We start from the raw sequence: 18878 nt of genomic DNA, 5'->3' as shown, positions 1-18878 counted from the left end.
GGCACGCAGGTGCGGCGCCCCCTCCCCGTTCGGCCCCACCCAGGAGCATGCCCGTATGACCCCCTCCTCCCGTCTCCGCGTGCCGCTCGGCCTCGTGGCCCTGGCGCTCGTCCTCACCGCCTGCGGCGGAGCGGACCCGGAGGAGTCCCCGACGACGCCGCCCGCCCCCGCGACCACAGCGGCGGCGTCCGCCGCTGCCACGCCGGCGAGTTCTGCCGGGACCGCGGCCTCGGCTCCCGCGGCCCCGGAGAGCGACGCGGCCTCCGCCCCCTCCGTCTCCGCCGCCCCGGCCGAGGCCGCCGAGGCCGGTGAGACCCCCGCCGGCGGCTCGCCCACGGCTGACACCCCGGCCACGGCCGCAGCCGCGGCCGCAGGGGAGGCCGACACCTCCGGCCCCGCGGCCTCGACCCGTGCCGCCGCGCCGTCACGCCCGACCCGGCCGGCGCCCGTCGCGGCGAAGGCCCCCGCCTCCGCGGACCTCGGCGGCCCGAAGGCGGGGGTGGCCCCGGCCGACACCCCCGTGGTGGTCGCCTCGGCGGCCCCGCCGGTGGTCGAGAAGGTGTCCGCCGCGGACGTGGCACCGAAGGCGCCCGCCGCCCCGAAGCCGGCCCCGTCCGCCTCCGCCACGGAGGCCTCGGCCCGCCCGTCGTCCTCCGCGGCGGCCTCCTCCCCCGCGCCTGCTCCCGCGTCCCCCACGGCCCCGGCGACGCACGCCGACCCCGTGGCGGAGCCCGATGTGGACTGCCGCGTGACGCGGTGCATCGCCCTGACGTTCGACGACGGCCCCGGCCGCCACACCGGCCGCCTGCTGGACCTGCTCTCCGCGGAGGAGGTGCCGGCCACGTTCTATGTGATCGGGCGGAGCGCCGAGCTGAACCCGGCGCTGATCGCGCGCATGGCCGCCGAGGGCCACCAGGTGGGCGGGCACACCTGGTCGCACCCCAACCTCACCACGCTCACCCCAGAGGCGGTGGCGGAGGAGCTGCGCTCCACCGCCGCCGCGATCCGTGCGGGCGTCGCGGAGCCGAGCACCGTCCGTGCCCCCTACGGCGCCCTGAACGAGGCCGTGCTGGCGGCGTTCGGCACCGTGCCCGGCTCCGGGTCCGTCACGTGGACCGTGGACACCCGGGACTGGGAGCACCGCGACCCCGCGAGCACGCTCACGGCGGTCCGGGCGGAGGCCGCCCCGGGCGGGATCGTCCTGATGCACGACATCCACTCGACCTCGGTGGACGCCGTGCCGGCCGTGATCGACCACCTGCGCGCGCAGGGCTACACCTTGGTGACGGTGGACACCCTCACCGGCGGCGTCCCCTCCGGCTCCACCGTGCGCGGCGGCCTGCATCCGTGATCCCGGCCCGGCCGGGCGTGGGAGGATCGCCGGGATGAACCAGCATCCTGCCCCCGCCCACCCGCACGACCACAACCGGGACAAGGACCCGGAGCTGCACCGCCGCGAGCCCGTCTCCTTCGTCCGCCGCGGCGCCCGCCTCAACGCGGGCCGGCAGGCGGTGTGGGACCGGCTCGCGGACACCGTGCTGGTGGACGTGCCCCGGCACCGCGCCGCCACCTCGGTGGCCCCGGACGCGGAGCTGGACTGGGCGGCCGTCTTCGGGCGGGACGCTCCCCTGCTGGTGGACGTGGGCTCCGGCCTGGGCGAGTCCACGGCCCAGGGCGCGGCCGACCGGCCGGACTGGAACGTGCTCTCCGTGGAGGTCTACATCCCCGGCCTGGCCGCGCTGATGGCGCAGGTGGAGGACCGGGGCCTGTCGAACGTGCGCGCGGTGGAGGCGAACGCCCCGGAGCTGATGGACCACCTCCTCGCCCCGGGCTCCGTCCAGGAGGTCTGGGTCTTCTTCCCGGACCCGTGGCACAAGAAGCGCCACCACAAGCGGCGCCTGGTGAACGCGGCCTTCGCGGACCGGGTGGCCCGCGTCCTGGCCCCGGGCGGCGTCCTCCGCCTGGCCACGGACTGGTCCGGCTACGCCGTGCAGATGCGCGAGGTCATGGCGGCGCACGCCGAGTTCGAGAACCTGCACCCCGGCCGCGCCGCGGGCGAGGAGTCCCCGCTGACACGCGTGCGCCGCGAGGGCCGTGAGCTCGAGGTCGGCGCACAGCCCCTGCCCCGCGGCTTCGACGAGACCGACCCGGCCTCGTCCCTGCCGGACCGGGCCGGGCTCGGGGAGGCCGTGGCGGCCTCCCTCGCCGAGGACCCCGTGGACCACGACGGCGGCTGGGCCCCCCGCTTCGAGGGCCGCCCCCTCACGCAGTTCGAGGGCAAGGCCCTGCGCGCGGGTCGCCTGGTGTTCGACCTGGCCTATCGTCGTCGCTGACCGCGACGACCCCACGAACGGAGACCGACGTGTCGCATGCCACCCCGCACCCTGCGGCGGACCCCGCCGGCGGGCCCGAGCCCGCCTACCCCCACGGCACCCACCCGGGTCTCGTGCCGGGCATCGGCGTGGACGAGAACCGGCACCGCTTCGGGGTGGACCCCGTGGTGTTCGGGGTGACCGCCGTCCTGGTCCTCGCCTTCGTGGTGTGGGGCATCAGCTCGCCGGCCTCCGTGGGCGCGGCGTCCTCCGCCGCGTTCTCGTGGGCCATGACCACCACCGGGTGGCTTCTGAACGCGGTCGCCGGGCTGTCCGTCGTCGCGATGCTGGTGATCGGACTGTCCCGGTTCGGCCGGATCCGCCTGGGCAGGGACGACGAGGCGCCGGAGTTCTCCCGCTTCTCCTGGGTGGCCATGATGTTCGGCGCGGGGATCGGCGTGGGCGTCTTCTTCTACGGGCCGTCCGAGCCGCTGTCCCACTACCTCTCCCCGCCGCCGCACACCGTGCCGGCCGGCACGCCCGAGGCGCTCCACCAGGCGATGGCCCAGTCCCACTTCCACTGGGGCCTGAGCGCGTGGGCCATGTACGCGCTGGTGGGCGGCGCGATCGCGTACAGCTCCTACCGGCGCGGCCGGGTCACGCTGATCTCCTCGGTGTTCCGGTCCCTGTTCGGGGCGCGCCACACCGACGGCCTGGCCGGGCGGATCGTGGACATGTTCGCGATCGTGGCCACGGTCTTCGGCACGGCCGCCACCCTGGGCCTGGCGGCGATCCAGATCGGCCAGGGCATCCAGATCGTGACCGATGCGGGCGAGGTCACCAACGCCCTGCTGATCGGGATCATCGCCGTGCTGACGGCGGCGTTCGTGGTCTCGGCGGTCTCCGGGGTGTCCCGTGGCATCCGGTACCTCTCGAACACCAACATCGTGCTGACCCTGGGCATGGTCCTCTTCGTGTTCGTGGCGGGCCCCACGCTGTTCCTGCTCAACCTCATCCCCTCGGGCGTCCTCGCGTACGCGGACGGCTTCCTGGACATGATGGGCCGCTCGCTCTCCTGGGGCGCGTCCACCGTGGAGTTCCAGTCCTGGTGGACCGCCTTCTACTGGGCGTGGTGGATCGCCTGGACCCCGTTCGTGGGCGTGTTCCTGGCCCGGATCTCCCGCGGCCGGACCCTGCGTGAGTTCGTGTTCGTGGTGATGGCCGTGCCCACCGCCATCCTCGTGCTCGCCTTCACCGTGCTCGGCGGCACCTCCATCTGGCTCAGCCGTCAGGACACGCCGGGATTCGACGGCACGCTCTCCCCGCAGGCGCAGCTGTTCGCCCTGTTCGACCTGATGCCGCTCTCCGGGATCACCCCGGTGATCGTCATGGTGATCCTGGCGATCTTCTTCGTGACGTCCGCGGACTCGGCCGCGGTGGTCATGGGCACCCTGTCCTCCCGGGGCGACCCGTCCCCGCGGCGCGCAGTGATCGCCTTCTGGGGCGTGATGATGATGGGCATCGCGGTGGTCATGCTGCTGGCCGGCGGCGAGGACACCCTCTCGGCGCTGCAGAACCTCACCATCCTCATCGCCCTGCCGTTCTCGGTGGTCCTGCTGCTGATGATCGCCGCGTTCTTCCAGGACCTCGCCACGGACCCGGCCTCCATCCGCGGGGACTACGCGGCCACCTCGCTGTCCAACGCGGCCCGGCGCGGCATCGAGCAGTACGGCGACGACTTCGAGATCGCCGTTCGGCGCGCCCCCGCGGGCCGGGGTGCCGGGGCCGAGTTCGACTCGACCGCCCCGCGGGTCACCGACTGGTACCGCCGCACGGACGAGGACGGCCAGGACGTCGACTACGACTATGAGACCGGCACGTGGGCGGACGGCTGGACCCCGCCGGACGACGGCGCTCCCGCCACGGACGGCACCGCCCGCGGGTGACCCGTCCGCCCGCTCCGCTCAGGGCCGGGGGTCGAGGCCCCGTCCGGCGGTGACCCGCCCCAGGGCGGTGAGGGTGACGGTGCCCGGATCGCGATACCCCCGCGGCGCGGTCCCGCCGGCCTCGGGACGCCAGCGGGCGCTGTTGTGCCCGCGGATGCCTGTCAGCCCGGCGGTCTCGTCGGCACGGACCGGCAGCACCGCGGCCCCCTCCCACGGGGATCGGCCGGCCAGCACCCGTCCGACCCATGCGAGCCGGTCCCCGGGCGCGCGGGCCTCGAAGACCGTCCCCACGGCCCGGTCCGGCCCCGCCAGCGTCCGTGCCAGCCGCCGCGGCAGGCCCACCGCGCCGGAGAGGGCCAGCACGTCCACCCGCGGCCGGGGGGCCGCGCCGGCCGCCTCCCCCGCGAGCGCGTGGGCCGCCACGAGGGTCCCGTACGAGTGCGCCTCCATCGCGGTGTGGACGGCGGGGCCGACGGCCGCGTGCGGAGGCCGGGGACGGCGGGCCCATGTCTGCAGCTGGGCGTGCAGCCGTACGGCGCCGCGCCGGGCGGGGCCCTCTCCCAGCACACGCCACCACGGCGGGGCCGGGTATCCCAACCAGGCGACGACGCACGGCCGGGGGGCGCCGGCGCGGCGCTGGGCGAGCAGCAGGTCCCCCGCCTCCCGGGCGCTGCCCCACGCGGCCGTGTGGGCGGTGATGCCCATGCCGGACACCTGCCAGGTCATGTGGGTCGGGGCGTCGAGCTCGCCGACGGCGATCGCGGCCACGGGGCCGTCCGGCGCGTCGAGGTCGTAGTCCACGAGCGTGCGCGGCGGGATGTCCGCGTGCATCGAGTCGGGGCGCAGGGCGTGCAGGACCCCGTCCAGGGCGCGGGCCTGGCGCCGGGAGAGCGCGGAACGGCGGGCGACGTCGGTGCGGAGCCGCTCCTGCAGCTCCGCGCGGGGATCGGGTCCCCAGGACGCCGGGCCGCCCACAGCGTCAGCCCCGCGTGAGGGCCCGCCAGGCGGAGGCGTGGCCGTGGCGTGCCGGAGCCGGAGGCAACGCGCGCAGCACCCGCCGCGCGGGGTCGGCGGGGCGGCGGACGGCGGAGCCTGCGCCTCCGGTGCGATCCGAGGAGTCGGCCCCCGCCGCGCGGTCGTCGCCCGGGTCGCGGGCACCGGCCGGGGAGTCGTACCGAGCGGAGACCTCCCCGGCCACGCCCACGGAGAACACGCGGGCCAGCCGGGAGGTGTGGTGCAGCCGGTCCACCTGGGAGGCGAGCTCCACGACCGTCTCCTGGAGGCGTTCGACCTCCTGCTGCAGGGCCGCGATCCGCCGGATGCCCTCGAGCGAGACGCCCTCCCGGCTCAGCGCCTGCACGGTGCCGAGCAGCTCGACGTCGGCGCGGGAGTAGCGCCGGTGTCGGCCCCCCTGACGCTGGGGCACCACGAGGCCGAGCCGGTCGTACTGGCGCAAAGTCTGCGGGTGCATGCCGGACATCTCCGCCGCCACGGAGATCACGAACACCGGGTCGTGGCGTCCCGTGCCGCCCGGGCGGGGGGCGCGGGGCGCCCCCTGCTCCTCGCGCGGGGTCGCCGGGCTCACCACTGCGCCCTCCGGGCCAGGTCCTTCCGCACGTCGAGGTCGGCGGTGGCGGCCGCGTAGGCCTCGACGGCGGCACGCGCCTCGTCCGAGAGCTCGGCGGGCACGGCCACCTGCAGCTCCACCAGCAGGTCGCCGGTGTGCTTGGCGGAGGCCACGCCCCGGCCTTTGAGGCGCAGGACGCGCCCGGGCTGCGACCCGGCCGGGACCTTGACCTTGACCGGGCCCGCGAGGGTGGGGACCTCCACGGTGGCGCCCAGCGCCGCCTCGTCGAAGGTGACCGGCACCTGCACCCGCAGGTCGTCGCCGTCGCGCTGGAAGAACGGGTGCTCGCGCACCTGCACGGTGACCATCAGGTCGCCCCGCCCGGCGGTGCCGGGCGAGCCCTTGCCGCGGGCCCGCACCTTCTGGCCGTCGCGGATGCCCTTCGGGATGCGCACCTCCACGGTCTCCCCGTCCGCTGCGCGCAGGGACACCGTGGTGCCCTCCACCGCGCCGCGGAAGGAGATGGTGGTGGTGGCGGTGCGGTCGGCGCCCTTCGTCGGCCGGGGCTGGCCGTAGCCGCCCCCGAAGCCCTGCGGGCCGCCGAAGCCCTGCGCACCGCCGAACCCGCCGCCGGCGAAGGCGCCGAACAGGTCGGACAGGTCCGGGCCGCCGGCGCCGGAGGACGTCCGGAAGGACCCGGGGCCGGCGCCGCCGCCGAACATGTCACCGAACACGTCCTCGAAGCCGCCCGCGCCCGAGCCGCCCGGGGCGGTGAAGCGGGCGCCTCCGCCGCCCATCGCGCGCAGCGCGTCGTACTCCTGGCGGTCCTTGGGGTCGCTCAGGACGTCGTACGCCTCCGAGATCTCCTTGAACCGCTGCTCGGCGGCCGCGTCCCCCGGGTTCTGGTCCGGGTGGTGGGTGCGCGCGAGCTTGCGGTACGCCTTCTTGATGTCGGCTTCGGAGGCGTCCTTGGACACCCCCAGGACCGCGTAGAAGTCCTTGTCGAGCCAGTCCTGCGAGGCCATGGTGCCTCCTCTCTGTCGATCTCGGGTGGGGTCGCGGGTCCGCGGTGGGCGGACCGGGGTCAGTCCTGGCCGGCGGAGACCATGACCTGGGCGGCGCGCAGCACGCGACCGTCCCGGACGTAGCCGTTGCGGAAGACCTGGACCACGTGGTCCGCGGGCACCTCCGCGTGCGGCTGGCGCATCACGGCCTCGTGCACGGCCGGGTCGAACTCGACGCCGGCCAGCGTCTCCTGGTCCTGGCGCTCCAGGCCCAGGCCCGCGAGGGCGGTGTCGAGCTTCGCGGCGATCGCCGCGAACGGCCCGTCGGCGAGGTCGCCCGCGGCCCGGGCCGCGTCGACGTCGTCCAGGACGGGCATCAGGGCGGAGACCGCCTTGAGGATGCCGGCATCCTGGGCCTGCGCGCGGTCGCGGTCCACGCGGCGCTTGTAGTTCACGTACTCGGCCTGCAGCCGGCGCAGGTCCTCGAGCAGCTCCGCCTCGCGGTCGGAGGCGGCCGGGGCGTCCTGGCCCTCCGCCGGCGCCTCGCCCTCGGCGGAGGCCTGGGCGCCGGCCTCGTCGAGGATCTGCTCGGCCTGGGAGAGGGCGTCGCCGTCGGCGCCCCCGGCCGCGGTGCGGGCCTGACCGGTCTCGGGGTCGATCCGGCGGTTGTCGCGGATCACCGGCTCCTCGGGGCCGGGTCCGTCCTCACCGGGGACGGGGTGCTGGTCGTTGCGGTCCGTGCTCATGGGGTGGTCCTTTCGTCTCGCACCGCGCGGAACGCGGCGCCGGAAGTGCTCGGGGACGGCCGACGGGCCGGTCCCGACGGGCTCACGCCGTCGAGACCGACCCGCCGGTGCCGCCGGAGGCCCGGGGCCTGCGCCCCGGGCCATGGGGCGGGTCAGTTCTTCTTGTCGTCCTCGTCCTCGACGACCTCGGCGTCGACGATGTCCTCGTCGCCCGTGCCGGTGCCGGCCTCGGCGCCCTCGGGGGTGCCCTCGGCGGGGGCCTGCTGGCTGTAGAGCGCCTCGCCGATCTTCACCTGGGAGGCCTGCAGCTTCTCGAAGGCGGCCTTGACCTCGTCGTCGTTGTCCTGCTTCTCGAGGGCAGCCTTGAGGGCGTCGACGTCCGCCTGCACCTCGGTCTTCACGTCCTCGGGCAGCTTGTCCGCGTTGTCCGCGAGCAGCTTGTCCACGGAGTACGCGGCCTGCTCGGCCTGGTTGCGCCGCTCGGCGGCCTCGCGGCGCTGCTTGTCCTCGTCCGCGTGGGCCTCGGCGTCCTTGACCATCCGGTCGATGTCCTCCTTGGACAGCGAGGAGCCGCCCGTGATGGTCATCGACTGCTCGGTGCCGGTGCCCTTGTCCTTCGCGGAGACGTGCACGATGCCGTTGGCGTCGATGTCGAAGGTGACCTCGATCTGCGGCATGCCGCGCGGGGCCGGCGCGATGCCGGTCAGCTCGAAGGTGCCCAGGGCCTTGTTGTCCCGGGTGAACTCGCGCTCGCCCTGGAAGACCTGGATGGACACGGAGGGCTGGTTGTCCTCGGCCGTGGTGAAGGTCTCGGAGCGCTTGGTGGGGATGGCCGTGTTGCGCTCGATGAGCTTGGCCATCACGCCGCCCTTGGTCTCGATGCCCAGCGACAGCGGGGTCACGTCGATCAGGAGCACGTCCTTGCGCTCGCCGGCCAGCACGCCGGCCTGCACGGCGGCGCCGATCGCCACGACCTCGTCCGGGTTCACGGACTTGTTCGGCTCCTTGCCGCCGGTGAGCTCCTTCACGAGGTCGGAGACGGCCGGCATGCGGGTGGAGCCGCCCACGAGCACCACGTGGTCGATGTCGGAGACCTTCACGCCGGCCTCCTTGATGACGTCCTGGAACGGCTTGCGGGTCCGCTCGAGCAGGTCCTTGGTGAGGTCCTGGAACTTGGCGCGGGACAGGTGCTCGTCCAGGTGCACCGGGCCGTCCGCGGTCACGGAGAGGTACTGCAGGGAGATGTTGGTGGAGGTGGCCGAGGAGAGCTCCTTCTTGGCCTGCTCCGCGGCCTCCTTCAGGCGCTGCAGGGCGATCTTGTCCTTGGACAGGTCGGCGCCCTTGGACTTCGCCTGCTGGAGCAGCCAGTCCACGATCCGCTGGTCCCAGTCGTCGCCGCCCAGGCGGTTGTCGCCCGAGGTGGCGCGCACCTGGATGGTGGAGAAGGCGTCCTCGTCCTTGGCCACCTCGAGGAGGGACACGTCGAAGGTGCCGCCGCCGAGGTCGAAGACCAGGATGAGCTCGTCCTCCTTGCCCTTCTCCAGGCCGTAGGCCAGCGCCGCGGCGGTGGGCTCGTTGATGATGCGCTTGACGTTCAGGCCCGCGATCTCGCCGGCCTCCTTGGTGGCCTGGCGCTCGGCGTCGTTGAAGTAGGCCGGCACGGTGATCACGGCGTCCGTGACCTTCTCGCCGAGGTACTCCTCGGCGTCGTGCTTGAGCTTCATCAGCGTGCGCGCGGAGATCTCCTGCGGGGTGTACTTCTTGCCGTCCACCTCGGTGGTCCAGTCCGTGCCCATGTGGCGCTTGACGGAGGCGTAGGTGCGGTCCGGGTTGTTCACGGCCTGGCGCTTGGCGACCTCGCCCACGAGGACCTCGCCGCCCTTGGAGAAGGCGACGACGGACGGGGTGGTGCGGGCGCCCTCCGCGTTGGCGATGACGACGGGGTCGCCGCCCTCCAGCACGGAGACGACGGAGTTGGTGGTGCCGAGGTCGATGCCGACTGCACGAGACATGGGGTGTCCTTTCCTGTCTGACGGGGATCGGGCTCCGTGCCGCGGGGTGCCGCGGCCCGATGTGAGCCATCCGGACTCAGGTTGCCACCCGGGGCGGTGGCTGTCAAAGAACCTGAGCGATCCTCGCTCAATTTCATCTGTCACGGGGCACAACCGCGGCCCCGGCCGATCCATTCCCGCGGCACCGAGGGCCGATGGTCCGCCACCGGCGAACGCCGCCGCAGGCCCGTGCTCCTTGCCCGCGTCCCGCCCACGTGCTGGGGTGGGCCCATCACACCCAGGACGGTGGTCCCCTCGGCCGACCGTCCCCCGGAGCACCGAAGGAGACCTCCCATGGCCGCGAAGAAGATGACCACGAACGCCGCGTACACCGTCCCCGGCCTCGCACTCGAGGAGGGCCACCGTGTGGCCGAGCTGCTGCAGGGCCGCCTGCACGCGCTCAACGACCTGCAGCTCACCCTCAAGCATGCCCACTGGAACGTGGTGGGCCCCGGCTTCATCGGCGTCCACGAGATGCTCGACCCGCAGATCGAGAAGGTCCGCGCCATGGTGGACGAGGTGGCCGAGCGCATGGCCACCCTGGGCGTCTCCCCGCAGGGCACGCCCGGCGCGATCGTGGCGGACCGCACGTGGGACGACTACTCCCTGGACCGCGCGGGCGTGCGCGAGCACCTGGCCGCCCTGGATGTGGTGTACGACGGCGTCATCACGGACCACCGCTCCGCCATCGAGACGGTCGGGGACCTGGACCCGGTCACCGAGGACCTGCTGATCGGCGAGGTGAACGAGCTCGAGCTCTTCCAGTGGTTCATGCGCTCGTTCCTGACCAACGCCGCCGGCGAGCTCGAGCACGGCGACGCCGAGGCGCTGCACGAGGCCGCCGACCGGGTGCGGGACCGTGAGGACCTGAAGCCCGCCGCGGAGACCCCCGCGAAGAAGGCCCGCGTCAAGAAGTCGGAGGCCAGGAAGGCCGCCGCGAAGAAGCCGGGCGCCAAGAAGGCCGACGCGAGGAAGTGACCCCGGTGCCGGCCGGTCCGACGCCGGCCCACCGACGACGGCGCCCCCTCCGATCCGGAGGGGGCGCCGTCGTCGTCGGAGCGCTGCTCAGGCGGCGCGGGAGGGCCACCACACCCGCGGGCCGATGTCCCGGACGAGGGCCGGGATCAGCAGCGAGCGGACGATCAGGGTGTCCAGCAGGACGCCGAACGCCACGATGAACGCCAGCTGCACCATGAACACCAGCGGGATGACGGCCAGCGCCGCGAACGTGGCGGCCAGCACCACACCGGCCGAGGTGATCACCCCGCCCGTCACGGTGAGGGCCCGCAGCACGCCGGCGCGGGTGCCGAGCCTCGGCGTCTCCTCCCGCGTGCGCGTCATCAGGAAGATCGTGTAGTCGATGCCGAGGGCCACGAGGAACACGAACCCGTAGAGCGGGACGGTGGGGTCCGCGCCGGGGAGGTCCAGCACGTGGTCGAACACCAGGGCCGAGACGCCCATCGCGGTGCCGAAGCTGAGGACCGTGGCGGCCACCAGGAGCACCGGGGCCAGCACCGAGCGCAGCAGCACCATGAGGATCAGCAGCACCACGAGCAGCACGAGCGGGATGACCACCACGAGGTCCCGCTGCGAGGTGACGTTGGTGTCCAGCGCCTGGGCGGCCGTGCCGCCCACGAGCACCTCGCCCGCGGTGTCCAGCGCATCCAGGGCGGCACGCAGGCCCTCCACGGTCTGCTGGGCCTCGAGGGACTCGCCGGGGTCGGTGAGGGTCGCGCTGATCAGCACCTGCCCGTCCCGCACGAGCGGCTCGGGCTCGGGTCCGGCGGCCGGGGGGCCGCCCTCGGCGTCGGCACCGGGCGCGACGCCGGCGGCGGGCGGTCCGGCCGGTGCCCCCGTCTCGAACGAGGCCTCGGCGACGCCCGGGTGGGCGGCCACGGCGTCGAGGACGCGGTCCGCGTCCTGCTCGGGGGCGACGATCTGCGCCGGGGAGCCGACGCCGGCGGCGAAGTGGGCCGCGAGGACCTCCTCGCCGTCCCGCGCGTCGGACTCGCCCAGGAGCACGTCCGTCTGCGCGATGCCGGAGGCCTGCAGCTGGGTGACGCCGGCGGCGAAGGCGGCCAGGAGGAGCGCGGTGACGATCCACACCGGGCGGGAGCGGCGCGCCACGAAGGCGGCCACGCGCGTCCAGACGCCGTGGTCCTCCTCGAGTCCGGCGATCGGCCGGCCCTGGGCGTCCTCGGGCTGGCGGTGGGCCCGGCCCTTCGCCGCGCGGTGCTCGGCCCGGCGCCGGGCGTTCGCGGGCGAGGGGACGGTGGGCCAGAACGCGGCGCGGCCCAGCAGCTGCAGCATCGCCGGCAGCAGGGTGAGCGCCGCCAGCCACGCGAAGACGATGCCCGAGGCCGCAATCGGGCCCAGCGAGCTGTTCGAGTTGAGGTCGGACACCAGCAGGATCAGCAGGGCCGCGGCCACGGTGGCGGCGGAGGCGGAGACGGCGCCGAAGGAGCCGCGGACGGAGGCGGTCAGGGCCTCGGTGACGCTCCCCCGGCGCTCGAGCTCCTCGCGGTGGCGCGCCACCAGCAGGAGGCAGTAGTCCGTGGTCGCGCCGATCACCAGGATGGAGAGGATGCCCTGCGCCTGGCCGTTGAGCTGGATCCAGTCCGCCCGGGCCATCCAGAACACGGCCAGGATGGCCGCGCACAGGGCGGCCACGGAGGTCAGCAGGACCAGCACGGGCAGCAGCACCGAGCGGTACACGGACACCAGGATCACGAAGACGACCACGAGGGCCACGAGCAGCAGGAGGCCGTCGATGCCCGCGAAGGCGCCGCCGAGGTCCGCGGCCAGGCCCGCCGGGCCGGCCACGTGCCACTCGGCGTCCGCCGCGACCGTCCCGGCCAGCCCGGACTCCGCCGCCGCAGGATCGTCCAGGACGGCGCGCAGGTCCGCCACGACGTCGGCGACCTCCCGCTCCGCGTCTTCGCCGGCGGGCAGGAAGGCCAGGTACTGGACCGCCTCGCCGTCCTCGCTGGGCACGGGGCCCACCACGCGCTCCACGCCGTCGACCTCCCCGAGGCGCTCGCCCAGGGCGGCGAGCGCCGGGAATGCGGCGGCCGGATCGGCCGTGGAGGCCTCTCCCACGATCACGGCGGGCACGGCCTCCCCGTCGCGGAACGCGGCGACCCGCTCGCCGGCCAGGGTGGACTCGGCCGTCGCGGGGAGGAAGGTGGACTGGTCGTTCGAGGAGACCTCCGAGATCTTGCCGAAGGTGGGCCCGCCCAGGCCCATCACGGCCAGCCACACGAGGAACAGCGCGGCGGCGACGCCGGCCCGCAGCCAGCGGGTGCGCCGACGGGCGGAGGGGGTCTCCACGCCGTCGTCGTGGTGCGTTCCGGCGGGGTGGGAGGCCGCGTCGGGAAGGGGGACGGAGGGGCGGACGGCGGCGCGCGCCGCGGTGGTGCGGTACGGCGTGAGGTCGGGGCTCTGGGACATGGTGGAGAGGCTACCAAAAGGTTCGACGGTCGAACGATCTGCGTCACAGGACTAGACTGCGGACCCATGAGCGCGAGCGGCGGACCCCTCCCGCCTCGGCATCAGGCCGTGGTGGGTGCCCTCCGCGCGTTCAGCGAGCGCTCCGATCAGGCCGCGGACGACGCCGGCCGCGGCCTCGGCCTGGGCCGCACCGACCTGCGGGCCCTCGCGGTGCTCATGCGCCGCGCCGCCGCCGGGGAGGAGACCACCGTCACCGACCTGGGCCGTGGCCTGCACCTGTCCAAGCCCGCGGCCACGGCCGCGGTGGACCGCCTGGTGGCCTCCGGCCACGCGGTCCGCCGGCGCTCGGAGGCGGACCGGCGGCGGGTGATCGTGGACCACACGGACTCCGCCGTCGCCGACGGCCGCGCCGCGTTCCTCCCACTGGCCGCCCGCATCAGCGGCGCGCTGGACGACTTCTCGGACGAGGACCTCGACGCCGCACTCCGGGTGATCGTCGCCGCCACGGTCGCCCTCGGCGGCGACCGCCCGTCGTCCCCCGCGGAGGGGCCGGCCGCGACGCTCCCCGCTCCGGCCGCCCACGGCGGGTCCCGGCCGTGAACGGAGCGCCTCACCCCGTGCTCGTGGGGATCGACGGCCGCTCGGGCGCCGGGAAGTCCACGCTGGCCTCGGCCCTGGCCGCCCGCCTCGCTCCGGCCGCGCGCGTGGCGATCCTGCCCCTCGAGGACCTGTACCCCGGATGGGACGGCCTCGCCGCGGCCCTCGCCCCCGAGGGCCCCTACCCCCGGGCCGTGGCCGCCCTCGCCGCCGGCCGCGCCGCCCGCTGGCGGTCCTGGGACTGGTACCGGTCCGGCCCGGGGCCGGAGCGCGTCCTGGATCCGACCGGCGTCGACCTGGTGGTCTGCGAGGGCGTCGGCGCCCTGTGCGGGGCGGCCCGGCACCGGCTCGACCTGCGCGTCTGGGCCGACCTGGACCCGGCGACGCGGCGCGCCCGGGCCCTCGCCCGCGACGGCGAGGCGTACCGCCCCCACTGGGAGCGGTGGGCCGGGCAGGAGGCCCGCTACCTCGCGGCGGAGGACCCCGAGCGGGCCGCGGACGTGCACGTCCGCGGGTGAGCGGCCGGCGCCGGAGACGACGAGGCCCCGCCGGCCCGGTGAGGGGCGGACGGGGCGACGGGCCGGGGTCGGCGCGCCGGAGCGCCGCCGGTCAGCGGAAGCTCGCGGAGTGGCGGTTCACGGCCGAGCGCAGCAGCGCCAGGTTGGTGGCGGCGCGGTCGGCGGCGACGTACAGGAAGGTGCGCTCGTCGAGCATCTTCACCAGGTGCAGCTGGTCGCCCAGGGTGAGCAGCATGTCCTCGAGGCTGGTGCCGATGGTGAGGACCTGGATGGTCTTGAGCTTGGCCTTGACCATCTCCGCGTTGTAGGCGGAGGCGACCTCGAGGTCGAAGTCGGAGCGGGTGGAGCGGGACGCCAGTGGCATGCCGGTCTCCATGTCCACGATCGCGGCGCCGATGAAGCCGTTCACGTCCGAGTTGATGTTGTCGATGATGCGCGTCAGCTCGTCCTGGCTGGCCATGGGGTCTCCTCTGGGAGATGGGGACGGCGGGCGTGGGCAAGACGACCGCGGTCACCGCCCTGTCCGACGTGCCCGTGGTGGGCACGGACGTGCGCCAGTCCACCCCGTCCTGCACGGAGGCCCCGCAGGACGGCAAGACCACCACCACCGTGGGCATCGACGACGGCGAGTGGCCGGACCCCGCGGGCCGACGGGTGGCCCTGCTCGGCACGCCGGGGCAGGTGCGCTTCTCCTCGGCCCGCGAGTCGGTCACGGCCCACCGGGCCCGGATCGTCCTGTGGGTGTTCGGTCAGCGCCCGGACGCCGCCTTCCAGATCGGGCGGTGGCTCGAGCTGCTCGGCGACGAGTCCGTGTGGGCCCGCACCGTCGGCGCCCTGACCCGCCTGCAGGGTGCGCACCCCGAGCGCGCGGTGGACGTCGCCCGCCGCGCCCTCGACCCCCGCTTCCAGCATGTGCCGCTGCTCGCCGCGGACCCCGAGATCCGCAGCGCCATGCTCTGCACGGCCGACGGCATGAACCTGTCCTCCCTCGGGGTGCCGCAGGCCGACGTGGGCCGGCTCGCGGCGCTGAACTCGTCCATGTACGCGATCGCCTCCTCCCAGGCGGAGATCGTGGCGGAGGGCGCCGCCTCGCCGCAGCAGACCATGGTGAGCCTGTCCACCGGGCGGGGCCACGTGGTGCTGGCCAGCTTCGTGCAGCCCCCGCTGGGCCAGCTGCTGCTGTCCGTGTCCGCGGACGCGGCGCAGCTGGGCTTCCTGGTGGGGCGGGCGCGCGAGGCCGCCGTCGGCATCCAGGAGTGGCTGACCAAGGAGCAGGCCAAGGGCGGCACGCCCGCCTGAGGCCGCGTCGCGGCACGCCCGCCGGAGTCCGGGCCGACCCCGTGGGGGACGTCACGCCTCGCCTCCGGACAAAAACGGAGCGTAGTGCTCCGGTTGTTGTTAGGCTGGACCCACGCCGGTCCGCTCGGACCGTGGCGTCTCCCCCACCCTCGGAAGTGCTCCCATGGCAAGACTGCTGTACCGGCTCGGGCTCGGCTCGGCCCGCCGCCCCCTCGTGGCCATCCTCGCCTGGCTCCTCGCGCTCGCCCTCGCGGTGGGCGCGTTCCTCGCGTTCGGCGGCACGCTGACGTCCGCCGTGACCATCCCCGGCACGCCCACCGCGCAGGTCACGGACCGGCTCAAGGAGCAGTTCCCGGACGCCGCACGCGGCACGGGTCAGGTCCTCTTCGTCACCGAGGACGGCGCCCCGTTCACGCAGGAGCAGAAGGACGGCGTGGCCGCCGCCCTCGGGCAGGTCGCCGGGCAGGAGCCCGTGGCGGACGTCCTCGACCCCTTCGAGGTGGCCGACCAGCAGGAGGACGCGGAGCGTGAGCTCGCGGAGGGCCGGCAGGAGATCGCCGACGGCGAGCAGGAGCTCGCGGACGGGCGCACGCGGATCGACGACGGACGCGCCCAGCTCGAGGAGGCGCGGCAGAAGGCCGACGAGGGCGAGCAGGAGCTCGCGGACGCGAAGGCCCGGCTGGACGAGGGTCAGGAGCAGCTCGACGCGGCCCGCGCCCGGTTCGAGGAGGAGGGCCTCGCCGCCCTGCCCGCTGAGGCCACCGCACCCCTGACCGAGGCCGCGCAGCGCCTCGAGGACGGCCGGGCCGAGCTCGAGGCCGGCCGGGCCGAGCTCGAGGAGCGCCGTGCGGAGCTGGAGGCGGGGCAGGCCCGTCTGGCCGAGGAGCGCGAGACGCTCGAGGCCGGTCAGGCCGAGATCGACGCCGGACGCGCCGACCTCGAGGAGGCCCAGGCCCGGCTCGACGCCGGACGTGAGCAGGCCGTGGCGCAGGCCGTGGCCGCCGGCGCCTCCCCCGAGCAGGCGCAGGCCCAGGCGGAGGCCGCCACAGCGGAGGAGCAGGCGCGGATCGACGCCGGCCGCACCGAACTGGAGGCGGCCCAGGCCCGGGCCGACGCCGGGGCCGAGCAGCTCGCCGAGGCCCAGGCCCAGGCGGACGAGGGTGCCGAGCAGCTCGCGGCGGGCGAGGCCCGTCTCGACGCCGCCGAGCAGGAGCTCGCGGACGGGCGGGCCCAGCTCGAGGCCGGCCGCGAACAGGCCCGCGAGGCGGCCGAGGCCGAATTCGCCGCCCAGCAGGAGAAGATCGACGAGGGCCGTGCCCAGTACGAGCAGGGCGTGGCCGACCTCGAGGCCGGCCGACAGGAGATCGAGGCCAACGCCGCCAAGCTCGACCAGGCCGAGGAGGACCTCGTCACCGGCCGCGAGGAGCTGGAGGACGGGCGTGTGCAGGCCGCGCAGGGCGCCCGCATGCTCGAGCTCGCGGGCGACTACCGCACGGTCTCCGAGGACGGCTCCGCCGCCCTCGGCACGGTCAGCTTCGCTAAGCCCAGCCTCGACCTCACCACCGAGGACAAGGAGGCCGTGACCGGGACCCTGGAGGAGGCGGACATCCCCGGCGTGCGGGTGATCCCCACGCAGCAGCTCAACGCCACGGTGCCCCAGCTGATCGGCCCCGGCGAGATCGTGGGCCTGGTCGTGGCCGCGATCGTCCTCATGCTGATGCTCGGCACCCTGATCGGCGCCGGCCTGCCGCTGGTGAACGCGATGATCGGCGTCGGCGTGGGCGCCGCGGGCGCGCTGGCCTTCTCCGGCGCCGTCGAGATGATGTCCGTGACCCCCGTGCTCGGGGTCATGCTGGGCCTGGCCGTGGGCATCGACTACGCCCTGTTCATCGTCAACCGCCATCGGCAGGAGCTCCAGCGCGGGGTCCCCGTGCGGGAGTCCATCGGGCTGGCCAACGGCACCTCGGGCAACGCCGTGGTGTTCGCGGGCGTCACCGTGGTGATCGCCCTGGTGGCCCTCAACGTCACCGGCATCCCCTTCCTGGGCCTGATGGGCACGGTGGGCGCGGTGTGCGTGGCGGTCGCCGTGCTCGTGGCCGTGACCCTCACCCCGGCCCTGCTCTCCCTGGCGGGGATGCGGATCCTCTCGCGCCGCGAGCGGGCCGCCCTCACCGCGGACGCGGCGGCCGACCACGGCGCCGGCAGCCACGCCGCCCGGGCCGTGCGCGCCGCGCACCGCCGCCCCACGATGTCCACCCCGGTGGCCCTCGGGACGGTGCTGGCCACCGTGGCCGCGCTCGTGCTCGTGGCGCTGCCCTTCGCCCAGATGCGTCTGGGGCTGCCCGACGGCGGCTCCGAGCCGGTGGGCTCGGACTCGCAGGTCTCGTACGAGCTCACCGCGGAGAAGTTCGGCGAGGGCTACAACGGCCCCCTCGTGGTGACGGCGGACCTGCCCGCGGACCTGACCGAGGACGAGGCCGTCGAGGCCCAGCTGGCCGTGGGCGAGCAGCTGGCCGGCGTCGAGCACGCCCGGACGGTGGTGCCCGCCGCGTTCAACGAGGACCGCACCATGGCGATGTACCAGGTGATCCCGGAGGAGGGCCCGAACGCGGTCTCCACCGAGGAGCTCGTGCACTCCCTCCGGGAGCTCGACCCGGCGGGCGCGGCCACCGGCCTCGGCGTGGCGGGCGTGACCTCCGGGTTCATCGACGTCTCGCAGAAGCTCTCCGACGCACTGCCCCTCTACCTGGGCGTCGTCGTGGGCCTGTCCCTGCTGATCATGATCCTGGTGTTCCGCTCGATCCTGGTGCCCCTGATCGCCACCGGCGGGTTCGTCCTGTCCGTGTTCGCCGCCATGGGCGGTGTGGTCGCCATCTACCAGTGGGGCTGGCTCGGCTCGGTGTTCGGGGTGCACAACCCCGGCCCGGTGCTCAGCTTCCTGCCGACCATCATGATCGGCGTGCTGTTCGGCCTGGCCATGGACTACCAGCTGTTCATCGCCTCGGGCATGCGCGAGGCGTACGCCCACGGCCAGCCGGCCCGGCACGCCGTGATGAGCGGCCTGCGCGGCGGGCGCGCCGTGGTCACCGCCGCGGCGATCATCATGATCTCCGTGTTCGGCGGCTTCGTGTTCTCGCACGACGCGATGATCCGGCCGATCGGCTTCGGCCTGGCCTCCGGCGTGCTGCTCGACGCCTTCGTGGTGCGCCTGCTGCTGATGCCGGCGCTCATGCACCTGCTCGGCGACGCCGCGTGGTGGCTGCCGCGCTGGCTGGACCGGATCCTGCCGGACGTGGACGTGGAGGGCGCCCAGCTGGAGCGTCGCACCGCGCACGCGGACGCCCCCGCCCCGGCGGAGGGGGAGACGGACGCGCCGCGCGTATCCTGA

The 18878-nt window shown here is 74.8% G+C and carries 15 protein-coding genes; 8 read left to right on the top strand and 7 right to left on the bottom strand.

The window, feature by feature from the left end; all coding sequences use genetic code 11:
• Positions 1–55 precede the first annotated feature (55 nt).
• Genes BJ976_RS01705 through BJ976_RS01695 form a run of 3 tightly spaced genes read left to right on the top strand, consistent with a single transcriptional unit; the run spans position 56 to position 4258 of the window.
• A complete protein-coding gene (locus tag BJ976_RS01705) occupies positions 56–1351 on the top strand; it encodes a polysaccharide deacetylase family protein (RefSeq protein WP_135029852.1) in 1296 nt (431 codons plus the stop codon).
• Between the two features lie 34 nt (positions 1352–1385).
• Entirely contained in the window at positions 1386–2333 is a 948-nt protein-coding gene (gene trmB / locus BJ976_RS01700) for a tRNA (guanosine(46)-N7)-methyltransferase TrmB (RefSeq protein WP_135029854.1), read from the top strand.
• Between the two features lie 29 nt (positions 2334–2362).
• A complete protein-coding gene (locus BJ976_RS01695; RefSeq protein ID WP_135029856.1) occupies positions 2363–4258 on the top strand; it encodes a BCCT family transporter in 1896 nt (631 codons plus the stop codon).
• A gap of 18 nt (positions 4259–4276) precedes the next feature.
• Here the strand turns inward: BJ976_RS01695 and BJ976_RS01690 are convergent, their stop codons facing one another.
• The 5 genes from BJ976_RS01690 to dnaK form a co-directional block, all read right to left on the bottom strand.
• Positions 4277–5233, bottom strand: a complete 957-nt coding sequence (locus BJ976_RS01690; protein ID WP_229667283.1) for an alpha/beta hydrolase — start codon at positions 5231–5233, stop codon at positions 4277–4279.
• A gap of 4 nt (positions 5234–5237) precedes the next feature.
• Positions 5238–5843, bottom strand: coding sequence for a heat shock protein transcriptional repressor HspR (locus BJ976_RS12150; protein ID WP_308421560.1), 606 nt, complete (start codon positions 5841–5843; stop codon positions 5238–5240).
• On the bottom strand, positions 5840–6850 hold the full coding sequence (locus BJ976_RS01680) for a DnaJ C-terminal domain-containing protein (protein ID WP_135029858.1): 1011 nt from the start codon (positions 6848–6850) through the stop codon (positions 5840–5842). Before BJ976_RS01680 ends, BJ976_RS12150 begins: the two co-directional genes overlap by 4 nt.
• 59 nt (positions 6851–6909) lie before the next feature.
• Positions 6910–7575 carry a nucleotide exchange factor GrpE gene (locus BJ976_RS01675; protein ID WP_135029860.1) on the bottom strand — a complete coding sequence of 222 codons (666 nt, stop codon included), beginning with the start codon at positions 7573–7575 and terminating at the stop codon, positions 6910–6912.
• A 152-nt stretch (positions 7576–7727) separates the two neighbouring features.
• Positions 7728–9587 (bottom strand): molecular chaperone DnaK, encoded by a 1860-nt coding sequence (gene dnaK, locus BJ976_RS01670; RefSeq protein ID WP_135029862.1) that lies wholly within the window; start codon positions 9585–9587, stop codon positions 7728–7730.
• 333 nt (positions 9588–9920) lie between these two features.
• Here dnaK and BJ976_RS01665 point away from each other — a divergent pair, with 333 nt between their 5' ends.
• Positions 9921–10604: a Dps family protein gene (locus BJ976_RS01665; protein WP_135029864.1), complete on the top strand. Its 684-nt coding sequence runs from the start codon at positions 9921–9923 to the stop codon at positions 10602–10604.
• A gap of 87 nt (positions 10605–10691) precedes the next feature.
• On the opposite strand, the gene BJ976_RS01660 is transcribed toward BJ976_RS01665, so the two are convergent.
• Positions 10692–13076, bottom strand: a complete 2385-nt coding sequence (locus BJ976_RS01660) for an MMPL family transporter (protein WP_135029866.1) — start codon at positions 13074–13076, stop codon at positions 10692–10694.
• A 66-nt stretch (positions 13077–13142) separates the two neighbouring features.
• Between BJ976_RS01660 and BJ976_RS01655 the strand changes: the two genes are divergently transcribed.
• A complete protein-coding gene (locus BJ976_RS01655; RefSeq protein ID WP_135029868.1) occupies positions 13143–13676 on the top strand; it encodes a MarR family winged helix-turn-helix transcriptional regulator in 534 nt (177 codons plus the stop codon).
• Positions 13673–14191: a nucleoside/nucleotide kinase family protein gene (locus BJ976_RS01650; RefSeq protein ID WP_135029870.1), complete on the top strand. Its 519-nt coding sequence runs from the start codon at positions 13673–13675 to the stop codon at positions 14189–14191. Before BJ976_RS01655 ends, BJ976_RS01650 begins: the two co-directional genes overlap by 4 nt.
• A gap of 91 nt (positions 14192–14282) precedes the next feature.
• Here the strand turns inward: BJ976_RS01650 and BJ976_RS01645 are convergent, their stop codons facing one another.
• Positions 14283–14651 (bottom strand): roadblock/LC7 domain-containing protein, encoded by a 369-nt coding sequence (locus tag BJ976_RS01645; RefSeq protein ID WP_135029872.1) that lies wholly within the window; start codon positions 14649–14651, stop codon positions 14283–14285.
• Between the two features lie 32 nt (positions 14652–14683).
• On the opposite strand from BJ976_RS01645, the gene BJ976_RS01640 reads away from it, so the two are divergent.
• Together BJ976_RS01640 and BJ976_RS01635 are read left to right on the top strand one after the other, a co-directional pair.
• Positions 14684–15490 carry a hypothetical protein gene (locus tag BJ976_RS01640; RefSeq protein ID WP_135029874.1) on the top strand — a complete coding sequence of 269 codons (807 nt, stop codon included), beginning with the start codon at positions 14684–14686 and terminating at the stop codon, positions 15488–15490.
• Between the two features lie 163 nt (positions 15491–15653).
• Positions 15654–18878, top strand: coding sequence for an MMPL family transporter (locus tag BJ976_RS01635; protein WP_135029876.1), 3225 nt, complete (start codon positions 15654–15656; stop codon positions 18876–18878).

It is taken from the genome of Micrococcus flavus, from assembly GCF_014204815.1.
Lineage (GTDB): Bacteria > Actinomycetota > Actinomycetes > Actinomycetales > Micrococcaceae > Micrococcus > Micrococcus flavus.
Note: the sequence above shows the minus strand (reverse complement) of the source record. Positions and strands in the feature narration are given on the sequence as shown.